Annotated in this window: 23 protein-coding genes and 1 other RNA gene; 8 read left to right on the top strand and 16 right to left on the bottom strand. The window is 61.0% G+C overall.

Going from position 1 to position 23032, the window contains the following annotated elements:
* Position 1: 1 nt before the first annotated feature.
* Positions 2-712: a bifunctional protein-disulfide isomerase/oxidoreductase DsbC gene (dsbC, locus tag MC269_RS03755; protein WP_081140916.1), complete on the bottom strand. Its 711-nt coding sequence runs from the start codon at positions 710-712 to the stop codon at positions 2-4.
* 21 nt (positions 713-733) lie between these two features.
* Positions 734-1627: a site-specific tyrosine recombinase XerD gene (xerD, locus tag MC269_RS03750; RefSeq protein ID WP_239954038.1), complete on the bottom strand. Its 894-nt coding sequence runs from the start codon at positions 1625-1627 to the stop codon at positions 734-736.
* A gap of 102 nt (positions 1628-1729) precedes the next feature.
* Between xerD and fldB the strand changes: the two genes are divergently transcribed.
* A complete protein-coding gene (gene fldB / locus MC269_RS03745) occupies positions 1730-2248 on the top strand; it encodes a flavodoxin FldB (RefSeq protein WP_239954036.1) in 519 nt (172 codons plus the stop codon).
* A gap of 7 nt (positions 2249-2255) precedes the next feature.
* Here the strand turns inward: fldB and MC269_RS03740 are convergent, their stop codons facing one another.
* Both MC269_RS03740 and sdhE read right to left on the bottom strand, forming a co-directional pair.
* A complete protein-coding gene (locus MC269_RS03740; protein WP_081140913.1) occupies positions 2256-2666 on the bottom strand; it encodes a protein YgfX in 411 nt (136 codons plus the stop codon).
* Positions 2641-2907, bottom strand: coding sequence for an FAD assembly factor SdhE (gene sdhE, locus MC269_RS03735; protein WP_081140912.1), 267 nt, complete (start codon positions 2905-2907; stop codon positions 2641-2643). Before sdhE ends, MC269_RS03740 begins: the two co-directional genes overlap by 26 nt.
* A gap of 216 nt (positions 2908-3123) precedes the next feature.
* Here sdhE and ygfZ point away from each other — a divergent pair, with 216 nt between their 5' ends.
* Complete coding sequence (gene ygfZ, locus MC269_RS03730) at positions 3124-4107, top strand: tRNA-modifying protein YgfZ (RefSeq protein ID WP_239954034.1); 984 nt, start codon at positions 3124-3126, stop codon at positions 4105-4107.
* A 38-nt stretch (positions 4108-4145) separates the two neighbouring features.
* Here the strand turns inward: ygfZ and MC269_RS03725 are convergent, their stop codons facing one another.
* Positions 4146-4796 (bottom strand): hemolysin III family protein, encoded by a 651-nt coding sequence (locus MC269_RS03725; protein WP_371824356.1) that lies wholly within the window; start codon positions 4794-4796, stop codon positions 4146-4148.
* A gap of 178 nt (positions 4797-4974) precedes the next feature.
* Here MC269_RS03725 and MC269_RS03720 point away from each other — a divergent pair, with 178 nt between their 5' ends.
* Both MC269_RS03720 and MC269_RS03715 read left to right on the top strand, forming a co-directional pair.
* Positions 4975-5694, top strand: coding sequence for a MurR/RpiR family transcriptional regulator (locus MC269_RS03720; RefSeq protein ID WP_081140910.1), 720 nt, complete (start codon positions 4975-4977; stop codon positions 5692-5694).
* A gap of 113 nt (positions 5695-5807) precedes the next feature.
* Positions 5808-7247 (top strand): 6-phospho-beta-glucosidase, encoded by a 1440-nt coding sequence (locus tag MC269_RS03715; protein ID WP_239954032.1) that lies wholly within the window; start codon positions 5808-5810, stop codon positions 7245-7247.
* Between the two features lie 38 nt (positions 7248-7285).
* Here the strand turns inward: MC269_RS03715 and MC269_RS03710 are convergent, their stop codons facing one another.
* The 8 genes from MC269_RS03710 to MC269_RS03675 all read right to left on the bottom strand — a co-directional run bounded on the left by MC269_RS03710 (position 7286) and on the right by MC269_RS03675 (position 17327).
* The gene (locus tag MC269_RS03710; RefSeq protein ID WP_239954030.1) at positions 7286-8038 is read right to left on the bottom strand and encodes an SDR family oxidoreductase; all 753 of its coding nucleotides are present in this window, start codon (positions 8036-8038) and stop codon (positions 7286-7288) included.
* A 58-nt stretch (positions 8039-8096) separates the two neighbouring features.
* On the bottom strand, positions 8097-10970 hold the full coding sequence (gene gcvP, locus MC269_RS03705; RefSeq protein ID WP_239954028.1) for an aminomethyl-transferring glycine dehydrogenase: 2874 nt from the start codon (positions 10968-10970) through the stop codon (positions 8097-8099).
* A gap of 83 nt (positions 10971-11053) precedes the next feature.
* Positions 11054-11440, bottom strand: a complete 387-nt coding sequence (gene gcvH, locus MC269_RS03700) for a glycine cleavage system protein GcvH (RefSeq protein WP_081140906.1) — start codon at positions 11438-11440, stop codon at positions 11054-11056.
* A gap of 22 nt (positions 11441-11462) precedes the next feature.
* The gene (gene gcvT, locus MC269_RS03695; protein WP_239954026.1) at positions 11463-12557 is read right to left on the bottom strand and encodes a glycine cleavage system aminomethyltransferase GcvT; all 1095 of its coding nucleotides are present in this window, start codon (positions 12555-12557) and stop codon (positions 11463-11465) included.
* Between the two features lie 427 nt (positions 12558-12984).
* Positions 12985-14187, bottom strand: coding sequence for an FAD-dependent 2-octaprenylphenol hydroxylase (gene ubiI / locus MC269_RS03690; protein WP_239954024.1), 1203 nt, complete (start codon positions 14185-14187; stop codon positions 12985-12987).
* Positions 14188-14200: 13 nt separating this feature from the next.
* Positions 14201-15379: a 2-octaprenyl-6-methoxyphenyl hydroxylase gene (ubiH, locus tag MC269_RS03685; RefSeq protein WP_239954022.1), complete on the bottom strand. Its 1179-nt coding sequence runs from the start codon at positions 15377-15379 to the stop codon at positions 14201-14203.
* On the bottom strand, positions 15376-16698 hold the full coding sequence (pepP, locus tag MC269_RS03680; RefSeq protein ID WP_239954021.1) for a Xaa-Pro aminopeptidase: 1323 nt from the start codon (positions 16696-16698) through the stop codon (positions 15376-15378). The genes ubiH and pepP overlap by 4 nt, the downstream gene beginning before the upstream one ends.
* 50 nt (positions 16699-16748) lie before the next feature.
* Positions 16749-17327, bottom strand: coding sequence for a YecA family protein (locus MC269_RS03675; RefSeq protein ID WP_239954019.1), 579 nt, complete (start codon positions 17325-17327; stop codon positions 16749-16751).
* A 170-nt stretch (positions 17328-17497) separates the two neighbouring features.
* On the opposite strand from MC269_RS03675, the gene zapA reads away from it, so the two are divergent.
* The 3 genes from zapA (at position 17498) to MC269_RS03660 (ending at position 18719) form a co-directional block, all read left to right on the top strand.
* Positions 17498-17827, top strand: a complete 330-nt coding sequence (zapA, locus tag MC269_RS03670) for a cell division protein ZapA (RefSeq protein WP_081140900.1) — start codon at positions 17498-17500, stop codon at positions 17825-17827.
* Between the two features lie 39 nt (positions 17828-17866).
* Positions 17867-18050: non-coding RNA, 6S RNA (ssrS, locus tag MC269_RS03665), on the top strand.
* 75 nt (positions 18051-18125) lie between these two features.
* Positions 18126-18719: a 5-formyltetrahydrofolate cyclo-ligase gene (locus MC269_RS03660; protein WP_239954017.1), complete on the top strand. Its 594-nt coding sequence runs from the start codon at positions 18126-18128 to the stop codon at positions 18717-18719.
* Positions 18720-18770: 51 nt separating this feature from the next.
* On the opposite strand, the gene serA is transcribed toward MC269_RS03660, so the two are convergent.
* Positions 18771-20009, bottom strand: a complete 1239-nt coding sequence (serA, locus tag MC269_RS03655) for a phosphoglycerate dehydrogenase (protein WP_239954015.1) — start codon at positions 20007-20009, stop codon at positions 18771-18773.
* 280 nt (positions 20010-20289) lie between these two features.
* Positions 20290-20949, bottom strand: a complete 660-nt coding sequence (gene rpiA, locus MC269_RS03650; protein ID WP_081140897.1) for a ribose-5-phosphate isomerase RpiA — start codon at positions 20947-20949, stop codon at positions 20290-20292.
* A gap of 227 nt (positions 20950-21176) precedes the next feature.
* Between rpiA and MC269_RS03645 the strand changes: the two genes are divergently transcribed.
* A complete protein-coding gene (locus tag MC269_RS03645; RefSeq protein WP_081140896.1) occupies positions 21177-22082 on the top strand; it encodes a LysR family transcriptional regulator ArgP in 906 nt (301 codons plus the stop codon).
* An 82-nt stretch (positions 22083-22164) separates the two neighbouring features.
* On the opposite strand, the gene MC269_RS03640 is transcribed toward MC269_RS03645, so the two are convergent.
* Complete coding sequence (locus MC269_RS03640; protein WP_081140895.1) at positions 22165-22905, bottom strand: oxidative stress defense protein; 741 nt, start codon at positions 22903-22905, stop codon at positions 22165-22167.
* Positions 22906-23032 lie beyond the last annotated feature (127 nt).

Genomic DNA, 23032 nt, shown 5'->3' with positions numbered 1-23032 from the left:
ATTAGCCACCGCGCTTCTGCTGATCCAGCACCTGTTTCAGCTCCTGCGGCCCCTGATAACCCGGGATCATCATGCCGGAGTCGGTCAGGATCGCCGGGGTGCCCTGAATGCCGTAGAGAATGCCCAGCTTGTAGTGCTGGTCGAGATCGATTTTGCAGCTGTCCGGCGCGCTCATCTGCGGCGCGTTGCCCTTCATCGCGTCGTCAAACGCTTTGTTGCGATCGGCGGCGCACCAGATCGCCTTCATGGCGGTTTCCACCTGGCCGTGCAGCCCTTCGCGCGGGAAGGCGAGATAGCGCACCGTGATGCCCAGCGCGTTGTAGTCGGCCATCTGCTCATGCAGCTTGCGGCAGTAGCCGCAGGTGATATCGGTGAAAACGGTGATCACGTGCTGCTCTTTTGCCGCTTTGTAGACGATCATCTGTGGCGCCAGCGCCTCGACCTTTTTGTCGAGCAGCTGATTGGTGACGTTGACCGGCTGCGCGCCGCTGACGTCATAGAGCGGGCCCTGGATCATATGCTTGCCGTCTTCGGTGACGTAAATCACCCCGCTCTCCGTCAGCACGGTTTTAAAGCCCGGCAGCGGCGATGCGGTGATTTCGGTCTGCTTCAGCCCCAGCTTTTTCAGAGACTGCAGGATGGCGCCGTCATCGGCCTGAGCTGCGCTGCTAAAGGCGCCAGCCAACAGGGCCAGCAGGAGAAATTTCTTCATCTTCTTTCCTTAATGTCCGCGTCAGGCGCGCGGATGATGCTGTTGATGCAACTGACGCAGCCGCTCGGTGGCGACGTGCGTATAAATTTGCGTGGTCGAGAGGTCGCTGTGTCCCAGCAACATCTGTACGACACGCAGGTCGGCGCCGTGGTTCAACAAATGGGTGGCGAAGGCGTGCCGCAGCACGTGCGGCGACAGTTTTTCGCTGTCGATGCCCGCCAGCACGGCGTAGTGCTTGATGCGGTGCCAGAAGGTCTGGCGCGTCATCTGCTGCGCGCGGCTGCTGGGAAACATCACGTCCAGCGTCTGGCCGTTCAGCAGCCAGGGACGACCATGTTCCAGGTAGTGTTCGAGCCAGTAAACCGCCTCTTCGCCCAGCGGCACCAGACGCTCTTTATTGCCTTTACCGATCACGCGCACCACGCCCTGGCGCAGGCTGATGTCGCTCAGGGTCAGCCCGACCAGTTCAGAGACGCGCAGCCCGGTGGCGTAGAGCAGCTCCAGCATCGCCTTGTCGCGCAGCTCCAGCGGGATATCGGTGCTGGGCGCCTGCAGCAGGCGTTCGACCTGCGCCTCGCTGAGATCCTTCGGCAGCCGCTGCGGCAGTTTCGGCGCGGAGAGCAGCGTGCTGGGATCGTCGCTGCGCAGCTTTTCGCGGTAGAGATACTGAAAGATGCGCCGCATGGCGCTGAGCAGCCGCGCCGAACTGCTGGCTTTATAGCCGCCCTCCAGCCGCTCAGAGAGGAACTGCTGCAGATCCGCCGTCTGCAGCGTCAGCAGCGTCAGGCCGTGATGCTGCAGCCAGTCGGTCAGCGTCTTCAGATCCTGGCGATAGGAGGACAAGGTATTTTGCGCCAGATTGCGTTCAATCCAGAGCGCATCCAGAAACTGTTCTGTCAGGTCGCTGTCTTGCACGGTATCGCCGCCCTTGAGGTGAAATCGTGCTCATTATGCCTGAATCTGCCCTGCTTCTGATACAATTGCGCCAAAGTCAGTCTTACCCAGAGCATTATCTGCATGAAAATTGGTCTTTTTTATGGCTCCAGCACCTGCTACACCGAAATGGCCGCAGAGAAAATCCGCGACTTTATCGGCGCTGAGCTGGTCACGCTGCACAACGTGAAAGATGACGATCCGCTGCTGATGGAGCAGTACGATTTGCTGATTCTGGGCATTCCGACCTGGGATTTCGGCGAGCTGCAGGAGGACTGGGAAGCGATCTGGCCGCAGCTGTCGACCCTCAACCTGCGCGATAAAATCGTCGCGCTCTACGGCATGGGCGATCAGATCGGCTATAGCGAATGGTTTCTCGACGCGCTCGGCATGCTGCATGAGCTGCTGCAGCCGATGGGCGTGACGTTCGTCGGCTACTGGCCGCTCGACGGCTATGAGTTTACCAGCCCGAAGCCGCTTAGCGCCGATGGCACCCGGTTCGTCGGCCTGGCGCTGGACGACGTTAATCAGTTCGACGTCACCGATGAACGCATCGAACAGTGGTGCGAACAGATCCTGACCGAAACCGCCGCGCTGCTGTAGCGCGCCGCTACGGCCTCTCGCGCCACAGCAGGCGGGCGCGAAACTGACGCCATCGGCTGCGCGACATCATATCCTGCAGCAGCCACAGCCGCTGTGTGCGCCCTTTCTCACTGCGCAGCACCAGCAGCGCCGCGCCCGGCAGCCAGCGGATCGGCGCGGCGATGCGCCAGCGCACGCCCTGCCAGCGCCAGCTGTCGTCGCCTTTAATCTGCAACAGGCCTCGACGCTGCGCCAGTCGTCGCTGCTGCTGGCGGCTCTCCCGCATCATCCACAGCATTAGCGGCAGCTTTATCAGCCAGCCAGCGGCGGGCAACGGTGCGCCCGCCACCAGCAGCAGCGCGCCGGCGGCAAACACGCCGTGCAGCAGGCGCGCCTGACGCGACGGGCGCAGCTTACATTGCCACGGGGCCGCGTTCACGGTTGCGCTGCTGGATCAGCCGGATGATGCGCTTCAGCTCGGGATCGGCCGGTTCGCCATGGTCCATCATCCAGTTGAACAGGTCGGGATCGTCGCTCTTGAGCAGCGCCACAAACGCTTTTTTATCGCTATCGCTGAGGGTGTCATACTCATATTTGAAGAAGGGCATGATAGCGACATCCAGCTCCAGCATGCCGCGACGGCACGCCCAGTGAATGCGCGATTTGTCATGAATATCCATATGTGTTGTTCCGCAGTCAGGAAAGTGCGGCTAGTGTAACCTGGTTTGCGGACGCCTGCAGAGGCGCGTGGGCAGGCTGTGCGGCACGCCGCACGCGCCGGGCTGCGGTTGCCGCGCCGGCTCGCGATTTGTGCGCCCGATCCCCTAAACCGGTTGCAAAGCCAGTGCGCTCTTTTAACATTGAGTCAGGATTAACCTTCGTAACCAGGATAGCCAATGCCTATTTTCAGCTTACCGCCGCGCCAGCCCGTGGCCGCCTCTCGCCTGCCGTTAACCCTGATGTCGCTGGACGGCTGGGCGCTGGTGTCGGTGCAGGGTCCCGACAGCACCTCTTATCTGCAGGGTCAGCTTACGCTGGACGTCGCTGCGCTGGCGGCGGATCAGCATCGCCCGGCGGCGCACTGCGACGCCAAAGGCAAAATGTGGAGCAACCTGCGCCTGTTCCATCGCGGCGAAGGCTACGCCTATCTGGTGCGCCGCGAACTGCGCGACACGCAGCTGACCGAACTGAAAAAGTATGCGGTGTTCTCTAAGGTGACGCTGGCACCGGACGACGACGCGGTGCTGCTTGGCGTGGCGGGCTTTCAGGCGCGCGCGGCGCTGACCAGCCTGTTCGACGCCCTGCCGGACAGCGCGCATCCGGTGGTGCAGCAGGCAGAAAGCACCCTGCTGTGGTTCGCCGCGCCCGCAGAGCGCTTCCTGATCGTCACAACGCGCGAGCAGGCGCAGGCGCTGCAGCAGAAGCTGGCCGACGACGCGCAGCTCAACGACAGCATGCAGTGGCTGGCGCTGGATATCGAGGCGGGTATTCCGGTGATCGAGCCGGCGACCGCCGCGCAGCTGATCCCGCAGGCCACCAATTTGCAGGCGCTCGACGCCATCAGCTTTAAAAAAGGCTGCTACACCGGCCAGGAGATGGTGGCGCGCGCGAAATTCCGCGGCGCCAACAAGCGCGCGCTCTACTGGCTGGCGGGCCAGGCGAGCCGGGTGCCCGCCGCGAACGATTCGCTGGAGCTGCAGATGGGTGAGCGCTGGCGTCGCACCGGCACGGTGCTGGCCGCCGTTCAGCTTGACGATGGCGCGGTGTGGGTTCAGGTGGTGATGAACAACGATCTGGCGCCGGAAAGCGTGCTGCGCGTCGAGGGCGACGAAGGCGGCCGTCTGCTGATTCAGCCGCTGCCCTATTCTCTGGAGGAGTGATCCTTCACCGCAACCGGCTGGCCGCCGGTTGCGGTGCGTTACATCACATAGAAGTAGATGGCGCAGAAATGGCAGACGCTGCCGCCCAGCACAAAGCCGTGCCAGATCGCATGGTTGTAGGGTATGCGCCTCGCCACGTAGAAGATAACGCCGAGCGAATAGATGATGCCGCCGGCCGCCAGCAGCCAGACGCCGCCCGCCGAGAGTTTCAGCGCCAGCTGATAGATCACCACCAGCGACAGCCACCCCATACTGAGATAGGTCACCAGCGACAGCGCCTTAAAGCGGTGCGCGATGGTGAGCTTAAAGATAATGCCTGCCAGCGCGAGGCTCCAGATCACCACCATCAGCCCGTGCGCCAGCGGCGATTTCAGGCCCACCAGCAGAAAAGGCGTATAGGTGCCGGCAATCAGCAGATAGATGGCGCAGTGGTCGAGTTTTTTCAGCCAGCGCTTAGCGCGGTGATGGGGAATGGCGTGATACAGGGTCGACGCCAGGAACAGCAGGATCATGCTGCCGCCGTAGAGGCTATAGCTGGTAATGGCGGTGGCGGTGGCATTCATTTCAACCGCCTGCATCAGCAGCAGCACCAGACCGACAATACCGAACAGGCAGCCGAATCCATGACTGATGCTGTTGGCGATCTCTTCAGCGAGCGAATAGCCCTGGAATACTAAACGATTTTTCATAATGGAACGCGTCTGAACCTCGCGGTGAGTGCGGATTTTCTGACCACCAGCATAGCCAGGAATATTTTCAGAGTACACTTGTACGCTAAAATTAAACTGTGAAGGCGTGTTACAGCCTGACGCGCGCGCAAATCTGCTACACTGCTCGGCGATCTTACTCCTATGAGCGCGCCCGCAGATGTTCTCTCATCACGATCTTGCCAGCCTGAACGCGCTGGAAATGCAGGTTTATCACGACATCATTAAACATCCGGAAAGCGTCAGCTATATGACCATCCGCGAGCTGGCAGAACGGGCGGGCGTCTCGACCACCACCGTGCTGCGTTTCTGCCGCAAGATGGGGTGCGACGGCTGGTCCGAATTCCGCATCCGCTTTCGGCTGGCGCAGCAGCAGGCGCAGCCGGTGCAGGCGAACGTCGGCGTCAGCGAAATGCTCAGTTTTTTCAAAAGCATTAATAACGATGAATTTAGCGCGCTGATATCCCGCGCCGCAGAGATGATTAATCGCGCCGAGCAGCTTTTCTTTATTGGCGCCGGTACCTCAGGCAGCCTCGCCAAATATGGCGCGCGCTTTTTCTCTAACGTCGGTAAATTCAGTCACTATATCGACGATCCCTATTATCCGGTGAGCGGCAACGTGGATGACAATACGCTGGCGATATTGCTCTCTGTTTCTGGCGAGACGCCGGAAATATTGCGCCTTGCCAGCCAGTTTAGCCTGCGCCGCTGTCAGACGCTGGCGATCACCCACTCCGAGAGCAGCTCGCTGGCGAAAATGAGCGACTTTACCCTCGCCTACCACGTTCCGGTGATCCGCCTGAGCGACAATTACGATATCACCACCCAGGTGCCGGTGATGTATATTCTCGAAGCTGTCGGCCGACTGCTGATTAAATAAAACAGCCTGTTTTCGCCGCGTGACATATTACGCCGGCGCGCCGGTGTTATATCGTGACTTCGTTTTTTGCTTTGCTACACTCGCGGCCATATCTATTTGGCTGAGAGGGACATATGCAGAACGAATCAGGCTTTCCGCAACACTTTTTATGGGGCGGCGCAGTGGCGGCGCATCAGGTTGAAGGCGGCTGGGATCAAGGCGGCAAAGGGGTCAGCATCGCCGACGTGCTGACCGGCGGCGCGCACGGCGTCAGCCGCGTCATCACCGACGGCGTGCAGCCCGGCAACGACTACCCCAACCATCAGGCGGTGGAGTTCTACTCGCGCTACAAAGAGGATATCGCGCTGTTCGCCGAGATGGGCTTTAAGTGTTTTCGCACCTCTATCGCCTGGACGCGCATCTTCCCCAACGGCGACGAACAGGAGCCAAACGAGGCGGGCCTGCAGTTTTACGATGACCTGTTCGACGAGCTGCTGAAATATGGCATCGAGCCGGTGATCACCCTCTCCCACTTTGAGATGCCCTATCACCTGGTGAAAGCGTATGGCGGCTGGCACAGTCGCAACGTGGTCGATTTCTTTGTGCGCTTTAGCGAAGTGGTGATGCGTCGCTATCAGCACAAGGTGAAATACTGGATGACCTTTAACGAGATCAACAACCAGCGCAACTGGCAGTATCCGCTGTTTGGCTACTGCTGCTCCGGCGTGATTTTTACCGAGCACGACAAGCCGGAAGAGGTGATGTATCAGGTTATGCACCACCAGTTCGTCGCCAGCGCGAAGGTGGTTAGCCTCGGCCACGCCATCAATCCCGATTTTCAGATCGGCTGTATGATCGCCATGGTGCCGATTTATCCCTACTCCTGCCATCCTGACGACGTGATGCTGGCGCAGGAGGCGATGCATCAGCGCTATGTCTTTAGCGACGTGCAGATGCGCGGCGCCTGGCCAGCCTACACCCTGAAAGAGTGGGCGCGCAAAGGCTACCAGATCCAGATGGACGCGGACGACGCCGAGACGCTGCGCAACGGCTGCGCCGACTATGTCGGTTTCAGCTACTACATGAGCAACGCGGTAAAACATGACGCCAGCGGCGTCGACGATCCCATTACCGGTTTCGACGGCGTGGTGAAAAACCCGCACGTCAGCGCATCTGACTGGGGCTGGCAGATCGATCCGGTCGGGCTGCGCTATACGCTCAACGCGCTCTATGAGCGCTACCAGAAACCGCTGTTTATCGTCGAAAACGGCTTCGGCGCCATCGACAAACCGAATGAGAACGGCGTGATTGAGGATGATTACCGCATCGACTACCTGCGCGCACATATCGCCGAGATGAAAAAGGCGGTGGCGCATGACGGCGTTGAACTGATGGGCTATACGCCGTGGGGCTGCATCGACTGCGTTTCGTTCACCACCGGCCAGTACGACAAGCGCTACGGCTTTATTCACGTCAATAAAAACGACGACGGCAGCGGTGACTTCGCCCGCTCGCGCAAGAAAAGCTTCGGCTGGTATCAGCAGGTGATCGCCAGCAACGGCGAAACCATTTAAGGCTCCTGGGCCGCGCCGTCACGGGCGCGGCCATGTCGCTAGCGGCCGCCGGCGGCGTCAATAAAGGTGCCGGTCACGTAGGAGGCCGCCTCGCTCGCCAGCCAGACGATCGCTTCGGCGATCTCCTCCGCTTCGCCGCCGCGTCCCATCGGGATGGCACCCGCCATCGCCGCCACGCGATCGACCCGTCCCGGCTCGCCGCCGTCCGCATGCATCTCGGTATAGATAAAGCCCGGCCTGACGCTGTTGACGCGAATGCCCTGCGCCGCCACCTCCAGCGACAGCCCCTTCGTCAGCGCATCCATCGCTCCTTTTGACGCCGCATAATCGACATACTCTCCCGGTGCGCCAAGGCGCGACGCGGCAGAGGAGACGTTGATAATCGATCCGCCCAGCCCGCCGTGCTGCGTGGCCATGCGTTTTATCGCTTCGCGGCAGCAGAGAAAGGCGCCGGTGACGTTGGTGGCGAAAACGCGCTGCAGGCGTTCCGCGCTGAGATCTTCCACCCGACACTGGGTAAACAGGATGCCGGCGTTGTTGACCAGCACGCCGAGCGGCATCGCCTCCTCGTCCAGCCGCTGAAACAGCGCCATTACCTGCGCCTCGTCGGCGATATCCGCCTGCACGGCAAAGGCGTCGCCGCCCTGCTCGCGGATCGCTTCAACCACCTGCTGCGCCTCTTCCGCGCGCTTCCGATAGTTGACCGCCACGCGATAGCCCTGCTGCGCCAGCCTCAGCGCCGTTGCGCGGCCAATTCCCCGGCTTGCGCCGGTTACCAGAGCCAGTCTCATATTTTCTCCAAAAAAAAGGGCCGGATAAGCGGCCCTTGTGGTCTGTGTGACGCGGCGTTTACTGATAGTCGCTCATCGGCACGCAGGAACAGAACAGGTTGCGATCGCCGAACACGTCGTCGAGGCGCTTCACCGTCGGCCAGTATTTGTTGTCGCTGCCCGCCGGGAACACCGCCAGCTCGCGGCTGTAGGGGTGGCGCCATTCGCCAACGATTTCAACCTGGGTGTGCGGCGCGTTAACCAGCGGGTTGTCCTCTGCCGGCCATTCGCCGTCTGCCACGCGGTCGATCTCCATGCGGATAGCGAGCATCGCGTCGATAAAGCGATCCAGCTCGATTTTGCTCTCGGACTCGGTCGGCTCCACCATCAGGGTACCGGCGACCGGGAACGACATGGTCGGCGCATGGAAGCCATAATCGATCAAACGCTTGGCGATATCCAGCTCGCTGATGCCGGTCTGCTCCTTCAGCGGACGAATGTCGAGAATACACTCGTGCGCCACGCGGCCGTCGCGGCCGGCATAGAGGATCGGATAGGCCGACTGCAGGCGGCTGGCGATGTAGTTGGCGTTGAGAATGGCGACCTGGCTGGCGCGCTTCAGCCCCTCTGCGCCCATCATGCGGATATACATCCAGCTGATCGGCAGAATAGAGGCGCTGCCGAACGGCGCTGCGGAGACCGCGCCCTGCTGCGTCAGCACGCCGTCGATCTGCACCACGCTGTGACCCGGCACAAAGGGCGCCAGGTGCGCTTTCACGCCGATCGGCCCCATGCCTGGGCCGCCGCCGCCGTGCGGGATACAGAAGGTTTTATGCAGGTTCAGGTGCGACACGTCCGCGCCGATGTAGCCCGGCGTGGTAATGCCGACCTGTGCGTTCATGTTAGCGCCGTCGAGATAGACCTGGCCGCCGTGCTGATGCACGATCTGGCACACCTCGCGAATGGTCTCTTCATACACGCCGTGCGTCGACGGATAGGTCACCATAATGCAGGAGAGATGCTCGCCCGCCTGCGCCGCTTTCTCGCGCAGGTCGCCAAGATCGATATTGCCCTGCTTGTCGCAGGCCACTACCACCACCTCCATGCCCGCCATCTGCGCCGACGCGGGGTTAGTGCCGTGCGCGGAACTCGGGATCAAACAGAGATTGCGCGCGCCCTCGTTACGGCTTTCGTGATAGCGGCGGATCGCCAGCAGCCCGGCGTATTCGCCCTGCGCGCCCGAGTTGGGCTGCATGCAGAGCGCATCGTAGCCGGTGAGCTGCACCAGCCACTGCGACAGCTGGCCAATCATCTGCAGGTAGCCGGCGGCCTGCTCTGCCGGGCAGAAAGGATGCAGTTCGGCGAACTCCGGCCAGGTGATGGGGATCATTTCGGCGGCGGCGTTCAGCTTCATGGTGCAGGAGCCGAGCGGGATCATCGCCTGGTTCAGCGCCAGATCTTTTTTCTCCAGGCTGTGCATATAGCGCATCATCTCGGTTTCGCTGTGATGACGGTTAAACACCGGGTGCAGCAGGATCGCGCTCTGGCGCTGCTGCGCGGCAGGGATCGCCTGGCTGTCGGCCGCCACGGCGGCGTCGAGCTTGTCGATATCCTGGCCGTGGTCATCGCCGAGCAGAATGGCGAACAGCGCCTGCACATCTTCACGACGCGTGGTTTCGTCCAGCGTGATGCCGACGGCGTGATGAATATCGCTGCGCAGGTTGACGCCAAAGCTCAGCGCGCGGTTCAGCACCGCGCCTTTGTCCGCCACCTCAACCGTCAGGGTATCGAACCAGCTGTTGTGGCGCAGCTTCAGCCCGCCATTTTGCAGGCCGGCCGCAAGGATCGTCGTCAGACGATGAATGCGCGACGCGATGCGCTTCAGCCCTTTCGGGCCGTGATAGACCGCGTACAGCCCGGCGATATTAGCGAGCAGCACCTGCGAGGTGCAGATATTGGAGTTCGCTTTTTCGCGGCGGATATGCTGTTCGCGCGTCTGCATCGCCATGCGCAGCGCGGTGTTGCCTGCGGCGTCGCGCGAGACGCCGATAATGCGTCCCGGCATTGAGCGTTTGTGCTCGTCGCGGCTGGCGAAGAAGGCGGCGTGCGGGCCGCCGTAGCCCATCGGCACGCCGAAACGCTGCGCCGATCCAAAGACGATATCCGCGCCCTGCTTGCCGGGCGCTTCCAGCAGCACCAGCGCCATAAAGTCGGCCGCGACGCTGACCACGACTTTGCGGCTTTTCAGCTCGGCGATCAGCGCGCTGTAGTCGTGCGCCTCGCCGGTGGTGCCGACCTGCTGCAGCAGCACGCCGAACACGTCATCATGCTCCAGCGCTTTGTCGGCGCGATCGATAATCAGCTCGAAGCCGAAGGTTTCCGCGCGGGTGCGCACCACGTCCAGCGTCTGCGGATGGATATCTTCCGCGATAAAGAATCTAGCGGCGTTTTTCAGCTTGCTGACGCGCTTCGCCATCGCCATCGCTTCCGCCGCCGCCGTCGCTTCATCCAGCAGCGAAGCAGAGGCGATGTCTAAACCGGTGAGATCGAGCGTCAGCTGCTGGAAGTTAAGCAGCGCCTCGAGGCGCCCCTGCGACACTTCCGGCTGATAGGGGGTGTAGGCGGTGTACCAGCCTGGGTTTTCCAGCATATTGCGCAGGATCACCGGCGGCGTCACCACCGCGCTGTAGCCCATGCCGATCCAGGATTTGTAGCGCTGGTTCTGACTCGCGATCGCCTTCAGCTCGGCCAGCGCCTGCTGCTCGGTCGCGGCGTCGCCGACGGCGGGCGGGCCCGGCAGCTGAATGTCGGCCGGCACGATGGCGCCGATCAGCGCATCCAGCGAGCTGGCGCCAATCGCCTCCAGCATCAACGCCTGTTGTTCCGACGAGGGACCGATATGGCGTTCAATAAAGGCGCCGTTATGTTCGAGCTGGCTTAAAGTCTGGGTCATGAGCAGTCAATCCTGAATCGGGCTGAAGTACAAAGAAGGCGAATCATTGAAACGCGGCCAGCGTCGCCTGGCCGCCCTGTGGCTTATTCGTCGATAGAGGCTTTATAGGCGTCTGCGTCCAGCAGCGAATCGAGTTCAGATTCGTCGCTGGGCTTGATTCTGAACAGCCAGCCGGTGGCGTAAGGTTCGCTGTTGACCAGCTCCGGCGCGTCGCCCAGCTCTTCGTTCACGGCGACGATTTCGCCGCTGAGCGGCGCATAGATATCGGACGCGGCTTTGACCGACTCCGCCACGGCGCACTCGTCGCCTGCGGCGTAGGTGTTGCCGACGTCGGGCAGGTCGACGAACACCATATCGCCCAGCAGCTCCTGAGCATGTTCGGTAATGCCGACGGTAAAGGTGCCGTCCGCTTCCTTACGCACCCACTCATGACTGTCACGGTACTTCAATTCGTTTGGCACATTGCTCATCGCCATTTCTCCTGAAAATAGATTACTGAACCGGCTTGCCGCCGCGTACGAAAACAGGTTTGGTCACTTTTACCGGCATTTCACGCTGGCGGATCTCGACGATGGCGCTCTCGCCAATGCCTGCCGGCACGCGCGCCAGCGCAATGCTGCAGCCGAGCGTCGGCGAGAAGGAGCCGCTGGTGATAATTCCCTGCTGCGACTGCCCCTGCGCGTCGGTGAAGCGCACCGGCTGACCGTTACGCAGCACCCCTTTCTCCGTCATGATCAGGCCCACCAGCTTGTCGGTGCCCCTTTCGCGCTGCAGCTCCAGCGCCTCGCGCCCGATAAAGTCGCGATCGGCGGGTTCCCAGCACACCGTCCAGCCCATATTGGCCGCCAGCGGCGAGACCCCTTCGTCCATCTCCTGGCCATAGAGGTTCATGCCTGCTTCCAGCCGCAGCGTGTCGCGCGCGCCCAGCCCAGCGGGCTTGACGCCCGCCGCCAGCAGACGCTGCCAGAAGTCGGCCGCCGCCGTGGCGGGCAGCGCGATCTCATAGCCCGTTTCGCCGGTGTAGCCGGTGGTGGCGATAAACAGGTCGCCGGACTGCACGCCGAAAAAGGGCTTCATGCCGGCCACCGCGTCGCGCTGCTCGTCGCTGAACAGCGTCTGCGCTTTCTGCTGCACCTGCGGCCCCTGAACGGCGATAAGCGCCAGGTCGTCGCGCTCCGTCAGGGCCACGCCCCAGGCCTGCGCGTGCTCGCCGATCCACGCCAGATCTTTCTCGCGCGTCGCCGAGTTGACCACCAGCCGGAAAAAGTCGTCGGTCATAAAGTAAACAATCAAATCGTCAATGACGCCACCGGAGGCGTTAAGCATGCCGGTGTAGAGCGCTTTGCCGGGCTGCGTCAGCCTGGCGACGTCGTTTGCCAGCAGATGGCGCAAAAAGTCGCGCGTCTGCGCGCCGTGCAGATCGACAATGGTCATATGGGAGACGTCGAACATCCCGGCGTCCTGACGCACGGCATGATGCTCGTCCATTTGCGAGCCGTAGTGCAGCGGCATCATCCAGCCGTGGAAGTCCACCATGCGGGCGCCGCAGGCCTGATGCTGTTCAAACAACGGGGTTTGCTGAGTCATAACCATCCTGTCGCGAAGCGGGTAAGTTTTGGGCGGCCAGCGCCGTGGCGGCAGCCCGCGCAAACGTTCTCTTTTCCCTGACGTTATCATTGAAAAGGCGATTTAACCATAAGCTGTACAGGGCCGAATTGAAGCATGCCCGTTGCGGTGCACGCAAAGCACTCAGCATAATAAACTGTGATTTTGTGATTTACCGCGCAGGAAATCGGACGCTGCGGCTTTAACGCAGCAAGATAATCAGGAATAGCGCGCAGATTGTTAATAACCTCATCGGCGCAGGGATTCCTGTTATAAATAAAAGTAATGCGAACGCTGCAGTTAAATTAGAATAAATCAAACGAGGCGCGCTCATTGTGCAGCGCTGCTCTTTTTTGGTGCAGGCGTAAAAAAGCCAGCGCAAGGCTGGCTCAAAGAGGAAACGAGAGGCTTAACGCAGCCAGTCAGGCAGGTCGTGCAGCCCCATCGCCTGACGCAGCATCGCCGGTTTCACGCCTGGCAGGGTATCCGCCAGCTTTAATCCCAGATCGCGCAGCAGCTTCTTCGCCGGGTGGACGCCAGCGAAAAGCTCGCGGAAGCCCTGCATCCCGGCGAGCATCATCGCCGCGCTCCTTTTACGGCTGCGCTCGTAGCGGCGCAGGTAGAGGTGCTGGCCGATATCTTTGCCCTGCTGATGCAGGCGGCGGATCTCGCCAATCAACTCCGCCGCGTCCATAAAGCCGAGATTCACGCCCTGCCCTGCCAGCGGATGAATGGTGTGCGCGGCGTCGCCCACCAGCGCCAGACGGTGCGCGGCGAACTGGCGCGCGTAGCGCGCCGTCAGCGGAAAGGTTTTGCGCTCGCTCTCCAGATGGCAGAGTCCGAGCCGCATATCGAACGCCACCGCCAGCTGCTGATTGAACAGCGTCTGCGGCATGCTGGCCAGGCGGCTCGCCTCCTGCGGCGACAGCGACCAGACGATTGAGCTGAGGTGCGGATCCTGCATCGGCAGGAACGCCAGAATGCCGTCGCCGTGAAACACCTGGCGCGCCACCGCGTCATGCGGCAGATCGGTGCGGATATTCGCCACCAGCGCGTGGTGTTCGTAATCCCAGAAGGTTAAGGGAATGTCAGCCTGGTTGCGCAGCCAGGAGTTGGCGCCGTCTGCGGCGATCAGCAGACGCGCCGTCAGCATGGTGTTGTCCTGCAGGGTAATAAAGGCTTCATTTTCGCCGAACGCCACCTGCTGCAACTGCGAAGGCGCCATCAGCGTCACGTCGCTGCAGCGGCTGGCGCGCTGCCAGAGCGCGCTGTGGATTGCCGGGTTTTCAATAATGTGCCCGAGATGGGTCAGCCCCTGCTGCTCGTCATCAAAGCTAATGGCGCCGAAGCTGTCGCGATCCCACACTTCCATGCCGTGATAGGCGCTGGCGCGTCGCGCCAGAATATCGGACCAGACATCGAGCTTCTGCAGCAGCCGCTCGCTGGCGGCGTTGATCGCCGACACGCGCACCGACGGCGCGCCGCTGGCATCGAACTGCGGCTCCGCCGACTTTTCCAGCACGGCGACGCGCAGCCCGCTGCCCTGTAATCCACAGGCGACCGCCAGTCCTACCATGCCGCCGCCGGCGATGACCACATCAAAACTTTGCATCGGTGCCCCTTAGTTAACGCTTAACCCAGCCAAGCGTGCGCTCAGCCAGTTGATTACGCAGCCACGGCAGATGATCCATTGCCAACAGCCCCAGATTTCGTCCCGCCACCAGCGGCGCGTAGCGGTTGGCGAACAGCCGCACCAGCCCGTCGGTGAGGGTAATAGTCGCGTCACGATCGGGCTGGCGGCGCTGCTGATAGTGATGCAGCACGCCATAGCTGCCGATATCCTGCTGCTGACGATGCGCCGCTGCCAGCGTTTCCGCCAGCGACATCACGTCGCGCAGTCCCAGGTTGAACCCCTGACCGGCGATAGGATGCAGCGTCTGCGCCGCGTTGCCCACCAGCGCGAGGCGGTGCGACACCTGCTGCGTGGCGCTCTGCAGCGCCAGCGGATAGCTCTCGCGCTGACCGGTATGGGTAAAACGCCCCAGCCGCCAGCCGAACGCGCGCTGCAGCTGCGTCAGAAATTCCTCGTCGCTCCAGGCGGCCACCTTTTCGCGCGCCGACAGCGGATGAGCCCACACCAGCGACAGACGATTGTCCGACATCGGCAGCAGCGCCAGCGGGCCGTACTCGGTAAAGCGCTCGAAGGCGCGTCCCTGATGCGGCAGCTCGGTCGAGACGTTGGCGATCACCGCCAGCTGTTGATAATCCTCGCGCTGCCACTGGATGCCGAGCGAGGCGGCGAGCGGCGAGCGGGAGCCATCTGCGGCCACCAGCAGCGCCCCTTCCAGCTGCTCGCCACCCTCCAGCGTCACCTGCACGCTATCCTGCCGCCGCTGCGCGTCGGTCACCCGCGCCGGACAGCGCAGGGTGACGCCTGGCGCGCTTTGCAGCCTGTTGAACAGCCGCTGGCCCACCTCGAACAGCTCCACCACATAGCCGAGCGCGGGGATCTGATGCGCCTCCGCGTGCAGGGTAACGAAGCCGGCGTGCCCGCGATCGGAGACGTGGATCGTGGTAATGGGCGTGGCGCACGCGTCGATGCTGCGCCAGAGATCGATATCCGCCAGCTGCTGCCGCGTGCCGGCCGCCAGCGCAATAGCGCGGCTGTCGTAGCCTGGATGCGCGCGGCTGCTGGGCGCGCTGTTCTCGATCAGCGTTACCGGCAGCTGACCCTGCGTCAGATGGGAGATGGCCAGCGCCAGCGTCGCACCGGTCATGCCGCCGCCGACAATGATAATGTTCATGCCGGACGCGCCGCTGCCATCAGCGCCTCAATCGCATCTGCGTCTTTAACGACGCTGTCGGTGAGATTTTCGTTGCCGGTTTCGGTGATCAGGATGTCATCTTCGATACGAATGCCGATGCCGCGATACTCTGCCGGCACATCGGCATCCGGCGCGATGTAAAGCCCTGGCTCCACGGTCAGCACCATGCCGGGCTCAAGGATACGGTCGCGCGAGGCGGTGCCGTAATGGCCGACGTCGTGCACGTCCAGCCCCAGCCAGTGGCTCAGTCCGTGCATAAAGAATGGACGGTGCGCCTCTTCGGCCAACAGCGTCTCTACCTCGCCCTGCAGAATGCCCAGCTCCACCAGCCCGGCAATCATAATGCGCACCACCTCTTCGTTGACCTCGCGGATGCTGACGCCAGGGCGGAACAGCGCCAGCGCCTTGTAGAGCGAGGCCAGTACGATGTCGTAGATCGCGCGCTGCGGCGCGGTGAAGCGGCCGTTTATCGGGAAGGTACGGGTGATGTCGCCAGCGTAGCCGTGCAGCTCGCAGCCGGCGTCAATCAGCACCAGGTCGCCGTCGCGCAGTTCGCTCTCATTTTCGGTGTAGTGCAGAATGCAGCCGTTTTCGCCCGAGCCGACGATGGTGTTATAGGAGGGAAAACGCGCGCCGTGCTGGTTGAAAACGTAGTGGATCTCCCCTTCCAGCTGATATTCGAACAGGCCGGGACGGCAGGCCTGCATTGCGCGGGTGTGCGCCAGCGCGCTGATTTTTCCGGCGCGGCGCAGAATATTTATCTCCTCTGGCCCCTTAAACAGGCGCATTTCATGCACCCAGGGACGCCAGTCGGTGAGCGTCGCCGGCGCGCTGAGGTTCTGGCGAAAACCGCGGCGCAGTTTACCGAGCGCGGCGAAGACCAGCGCATCCGCCGCGGCGTATTCGCCCTGCGCGTGATAGACCACATCAAGCCCGTTCAGCAGCAGATGCAGCTGCTGGTCGATATCATCCCAGGGCAGCGCGCGATCGACGCCGAGCTTTTCAGGCGCGGCGTCCTGCCCCAGCCGACGGCCAAACCAGATTTCCGCCGTGAGATCCCGTACGCGATTGAAAAGCACGCTGTGGTTGTGCGTCTCGTCGCTTTTAATCAGCACCAGCAGCGCCTGCGGCTCGTTGAAGCCGGTGAAGTACAGGAAGTCGCTGTTCTGACGGAACGGATATTCGCTGTCGTTGCTGCGGGTCACTTCCGGCGCGGCAAAGATCAAGGCGGCGCTGCCCGGAGCCATTTTCGCCAGCAGCGCCTGACGACGCTGCTGGAAAGTATCCAGAGAAATCATGTTTGCACTCCCTGTAGAAACGGGCACGTTCGCGCCCTGAGATATCTGGCTTAGTGTAGCGTCGGTTTTTTCACTTCGGGGGCGGTCGGCTGAGGATGATTGAAGGTGTCGTGGCAGAGCAGTGCCGCCACGCGCACATATTCAATCACCTCTTCCAGCGACTGTTCCAGCTCTTCCTGGTCTTCGTCTTCATCGTAGCCAAGCTGTGCGATGGTGCGCAGATCGTCAATCGCTTCGCCGGTTTCGCCGGTGACTTTTTCCAGCTTCGGCTGGGTAACGCCCAGCCCCAGCAGGAAGTGGTTCACCCAGCCCGCCAGCGCGTCGGCGCGGTCGAAGACGCTGATATCCTCTTCGTCTGGCAGCATCAGCTGAAATAAAAAGCCTTCATCTTCCAGCGTGCTGGCGGTGCTTTCATGCAGCGCCTGCAGCGGCAGCGCGAGGCCCTGTGAAAACGCCATCCCTTCGTTGGTGAGATCGTGCACCAGCGTTTTCCAGCTGTTGTCCTGATTGCCGCCGCACAGAATTCCGCTGATCAGGCCATGCATTTCCGCTGGCGTCATCCCCACGCCTTGCTGAGAGAGCGCCGAAGCCAGCGCGTTGTAATCGGGGGTTGCGTTCTGTAAAGACATAAGGATTCGTCGTCGTTGGCAGAATAAGTTCGTGTTATGCTACCACTAGCTGCCTCAAGGTTTCCAGAAAAGGGGTTGTAAGTTATTTCGCGGGTCTATATAGTTGCCCGCCTCCCAACGCATTGAGCATAAAGGGAGCTGCGGGCGAAGTAATCAGTCAGGAAGGTGGCATGTCTGCACAACCAGTAGATATACAAATTTTTGGTCGTTCATTGAGAGTGAATTGTCCGCCTGAACAGCAAGATGCGCTGAATGCGGCTGCCGATGATCTCAATCAACGGTTGCAAGATTTAAAAGTTCGCACTAGAGTCACAAATACCGAGCAACTGGTGTTCATCGCCGCGTTAAACATCTGCCATGAACTGGCGCAAGAGAAAGTGAAAACGCGCGATTATGCTGCTAATATGGAACAACGTATCCGTATGCTGCAGCAGACCATTGAACAGGCTCTTGTTGAGCAAGGTCGCATAACCGACCGCCAGGGTGCGAAGTTCGAATAATACTTTATGGTTGCTGTGCTACAGTAACGGTGAAGTCCATTTTCTCTGAGATGTTTGCAAGCGGGCCAGTCCCCTGAGCCGATATTTCATACCAACAGAGTGTGGCGCTCTGTAACCTGTGAGCATGCTCGGTCCGTCCGAGAAGCCTGATGGTTGCGACGGCACATTCACCTTGAACCAAGGGTTCAAGGGTTACAGCCTGCGGCGGCATCTCGGAGATCTCTCTACCTTCTGCATCTGTTTTTCCCCGTTGTGAATGATATAGTTGCTCAATCAGCGACTTATCAACGGGGTTCCCATGTCACAGCCCTCACTGCTCGATCGACACGCTCTGCGTCAGCACGTGCGCCATCTGCGCCGCGCCCTGACGGAAGAACAGCAGGTCCAGGCCGCCGCGCTGCTGGCGGAACACGCGGTTAACTTCGCTCCTCTTGCTAACGCCCGCCATATCGCCCTGTTTCTGTCGGTTGACGGCGAAATCAACACCCGTCCGCTTATCGCTAAACTCTGGCAGCAGAAAAAACAGATCTATCTGCCGGTGCTGCACCCTTTCGCCGCTGGCCATCTGCTGTTTCTGCGCTATACGCCGGAAACGGTGCTGACGCCGAATAAACTGCGTATTCCCGAACCGCCGCTCGATATTCGTTCGTTGATTACGCTGGACCAGCTGGATGTGATGATGGTGCCGCTGGTGGCCTTTGACAGCAGCGGGCAGCGCCTCGGCATGGGCGGCGGCTTCTACGATCGCACCCTGCAGAACTGGCGGCAGCATCGGTTCTTACCCGTTGGGGTGGCGCACGATTGTCAGCAGGTGGAGCAGTTGCCAACGGCGGAGTGGGATGTGCCTTTGCCCGCGGTGCTGACGCCGTCGCGGCTGTGGCAGTGGGAATAAGCGGGATTTGCATCAAAGGGCCGTTGCCGGCCCTTTTTGCATAGTGCGCGATCAGTAAAGCAGACGGGCACGGATGGTGCCTGGAATCGCCTTCATCAGCTGCAGCGCTTTGTCCGCCCGATCCTGCGGCGCGTCGATATCAATCACCACATACCCCATCAGCGGCGAGGTTTGCAGGAACTGCGCGGCGATGTTGATGCCCTGCTCGGCAAAGATCTGGTTGATCGCCGTCAGCACGCCCGGACGGTTCTCGTGAATGTGCAGCAGACGGCTGGCGCTGGCGCCGTGCATCGGCAGCGACACTTCCGGGAAGTTGACCGCAGAGAGCGTAGAGCCGTTATCGGAATATTTAGCCAGCTTGCCCGCGACTTCAATCCCGATATTCTCCTGCGCTTCCTGGGTCGAGCCGCCGATGTGCGGCGTCAGGATCACGTTGTCGAATTCACACAGCGGCGAAGTGAACGGATCGCTGTTAGTGGCGGGCTCAACCGGGAAGACGTCGATAGCGGCGCCAGAAAGATGCTTGCTCGACAGCGCGTCACACAGCGCCGGAATATCCACCACGGTGCCGCGCGAGGCGTTGATCAGCAGCGCGCCCTTCTTCATCTGCGCCAGCTCCTGCGCGCCGATCATATCCTGGGTAGAAGGCGTTTCCGGCACGTGCAGGCTGACCACGTCGCTCATATTGAGCAGGTCGGCCAGATGACGCACCTGGGTGGCGTTGCCGAGCGGCAGTTTGTTTTCGATGTCGTAGAAGTAAACGTGCATCCCCAGGCTTTCCGCCAGCACGCCGAGCTGCATGCCGATATGGCCATAGCCGATGATGCCCAGCTTTTTGCCGCGCGCTTCAAACGAGCCGAGGGCGTTTTTATTCCAGATGCCGCGATGCGCTTTGGCGTTGGCTTCGGGAATGCCGCGCAGCATCAGCAGCATCTCGCCGATCACCAGCTCGGCGACCGAACGGGTGTTGGAGAATGGCGCGTTAAACACCGGAATGCCGCGCGTCGCCGCCGCGTTAAGGTCGACCTGGTTGGTGCCGATGCAGAAGCAGCCCACGGCGACCAGTTTTTCCGCCGCGGCGAAGATCTCTTCGGTGAGTTGGGTGCGGGAGCGAATACCGATAAAGTGCGCATCGCGAATGGCGGATTTCAGCGCATCGGCATCCAGCGCGCCTTTATGGAATTCGATGTTGGTATAACCTGCCGCCTGCAGGTTCTCCAGCGCGCTCTGATGCACGCCTTCCACCAGCAGGAATTTAATCTTGTCTTTTTCCAGTGATACCTTTGCCATTTCCCCGACCCTATTGTGATTTCAACAATGGCCGCCATAAGCGCGCCTTCTGTCAAAATATCAAAATTTACGCCTGCGGCAAGACAACCGTTTGCCTTGCCGCCAGCACGGGGAGGCCTGCGCCCAGCACATTGCCACAGAAAATCGGGAGCTGAACCGGGAACAAAGAACGAACCTGCTGTCGATGACGGTTATGTGACATAAGTCACCGAATTTAGGCGATGTAAGAAAAGATATTTTGCGCGTGCAAATAACCGGCGCGCTGAGCGCGCCGGACAGATCATTTTTCGATGGTTTTCACGCCGTCTGGCGTGCCGATCAGGGCAATATCGGCACCGCGTGTGGCAAACAGCCCGACGGTGACCACGCCCGGCAGCGCATTGATGGTTTTTTCCAGCGCACTCGGATCGAGAATGCGCAGATTGTGCACGTCGAGAATAATGTTGCCGTTGTCGGTGACGACATGCTGGCGATACTCCGGCAGGCCGCCGAGCTTAACCAGTTCGCGGGCGACATAGGCGCGCGCCATCGGGATCACCTCGACCGGCAGCGGAAAACGCCCCAGCACGTCCACCTCTTTCGAGGCGTCGGCGATGCAGATGAACTTATCCGCCACCGCCGCCACGATTTTCTCGCGCGTCAGCGCCGCGCCGCCGCCTTTGATCATCTGCATCTGCGGATTGATCTCATCCGCGCCGTCGACGTAGATGGCCAGATCGTCAATCTCGTTGAGATCGAACACCGGAATGCCGAGCGCTTTCAGCTTCAGCGTAGAGGCTTCCGAACTGGAGACCGCCCCCTCAATCTGATGTTTCACGGTGGCGAGCGCATCGATAAAGTGCGCGGCGGTAGAGCCGGTGCCGACGCCGACGACGGTGCCCGGCTGCACATATTTCAGCGCGGCCCAGCCTACGGCTTTTTTCAGTTCATCCTGGGTCATGGTATGTTTATAACCTGTGCGACAACGAAGTGCGCGTAGTATAAAGCAACGCTTGCCGAATGTGCGCGGCTGTTTAGGCTGACGTGATCGCTTTGCAAGCCGGCCCGCAAAAATGGCGCTGGCGGCCCCTTTTCTGCGGTGCGGCGCGCGTAAAGATCCGGCGCACAGCGCGTCAGATGAATTTTTTATGGCATAGTATCGTCCATCCTGAACGAGAGAGAACAATAATGAAACGCCCCGATTATCGAACGCTTCAGGCGCTGGATGCGGTGATTCGCGAACGCGGCTTTGAGCGCGCCGCACAAAAATTATGCATTACGCAGTCGGCCGTCTCCCAGCGCATCAAGCAGCTGGAAAACCTGTTTGGTCAGCCGCTGCTGGTGCGCACCGTGCCGCCGCGCCCCACCGAGCAGGGCCAGAAGCTGCTGGCGCTGCTGCATCAGGTAGAGCTGCTGGAAGAGGAGTGGCTGAGCGACGAAAACGGCGGCACGACGCCGCTGCTGCTGTCGCTGGCGGTCAACGCCGACAGTCTGGCGACCTGGCTGCTGCCGGCGTTAAAAGAGGTGCTGGCGGACTCGCCGGTGCGCCTCAATCTGCAGGTTGAAGATGAAACCCGCACCCAGGAGCGGCTGCGCCGTGGCGAAGTGGTTGGCGCGGTAAGTATTCAGCCGCAGCCGCTGCCGAGCTGCCTGGTCGATCAGCTTGGCGCGCTCGACTACCTGTTTGTCGCCTCGCCCGAGTTTGCCGCGCGCTACTTCCCCAACGGCGTGACGCGCTCGGCGCTGCTGAAAGCCCCGGCGGTCGCTTTCGACCATCTCGACGACATGCACCAGGCCTTTCTGCAGCAGAATTTCGATCTCTCGCCCGGCAGCGTGCCCTGCCATATTGTTAACTCGTCGGAAGCCTTCGTGCAGCTGGCGCGCCAGGGTTCGACCTGCTGTATGATCCCGCATCTGCAGATCGAGCGCGAACTGGCGAGCGGCGAGCTGCTGGATCTGACGCCCGGCCTGTGCCAGCGCCGCATGCTTTACTGGCACCGCTTTGCGCCGGAGAGCCGCCTGATGCGCCGCGTTACCGACGCGCTGATTTCACACGGCCATCGCGTACTGCGTCAGGATAATCTGGCCGCCTGAGTAGGTGTGCACGCGGGTAGCGTTTTAACTGGTTTGTTATCTGACAAACGGCGAAAAAAGGGGCGCTGAGCGCCCCTTTCCCTTACTGCTGCGTAGCGGCCGTGTTCGGCTTGATGTCAAACACCACATCCACCTGATCGTCAAAGTGAATGCTCTGCTGCTCGTAGGTCTGCTGCGCAGAGGTATCCGCTGCCGGCGCGGCTGCTTTATACATGCGCGCCATCGGCATCGGCTGGTAGTTGGCGACGTGATAGCGAATGCTGTAAACCGGGCCGAGCTTCGCGTTGAAGCCCTCCGCCAGCGCCGCCGCCTGCTGCGTGGCGTTATCGATCGCCGCCTTGCGCGCCTGCGCCTTGTAGCTGTCTGGGTTGGTGACGCCCAGTTCGACCGAGCGGATTTCGTTCAGGCCACTTTTCAGCGCGCCGTCCAGCAGCTCGTTCAGCTTATCCAGCTGACGCAGCGTAACCTGCACCTGGCGCACCGCGCGGTAGCCTTTCAGCACCGACTTGCCCTCTTTGGTGTAGTCATATTCCGGCTGGGTGCTGAGGTTGGCGGCATCGATATCTTTCTTCTCAATGCCGTTTTTCTGCAGAAAATCGAAATACTGCGCAACGCGGTCGTCCGCCTGCTTTTTGGCGTCCGCCGCGTCCTTAGAAGAGACGTTAACCACAATCGACAGCGTGGCGATATCCGGGCGCGCATCCACGGTTGCCTGACCAGAGGTCACTACGTGCGGGCCGTTCGGCAGTTCGTCGGCCAGGGCGCTTAACGGCAGCGCTAACGCGCCTGTCATGGCGACCAGCGCCAGTGCTTTCAGTTTCACGAAAGTCCTCCTTGAAATCTCTGTTTTGCCGCGGCATCAAAGGCTCGAGCCTGAGCGGGATAGTAGGCACTGCTAAGAACGTGTTATACCGCAAAAGTTCGCGTTTTGCTTATCCTGTTCTGCCGCT

Source organism: Pantoea sp. Z09 (assembly GCF_022394795.1).
In the GTDB taxonomy this organism is placed as follows: domain Bacteria; phylum Pseudomonadota; class Gammaproteobacteria; order Enterobacterales; family Enterobacteriaceae; genus Pantoea; species Pantoea latae.
The sequence above is the reverse complement of the archived record's forward strand: the minus strand, read 5'-3'. Positions and strand labels throughout refer to the sequence as shown.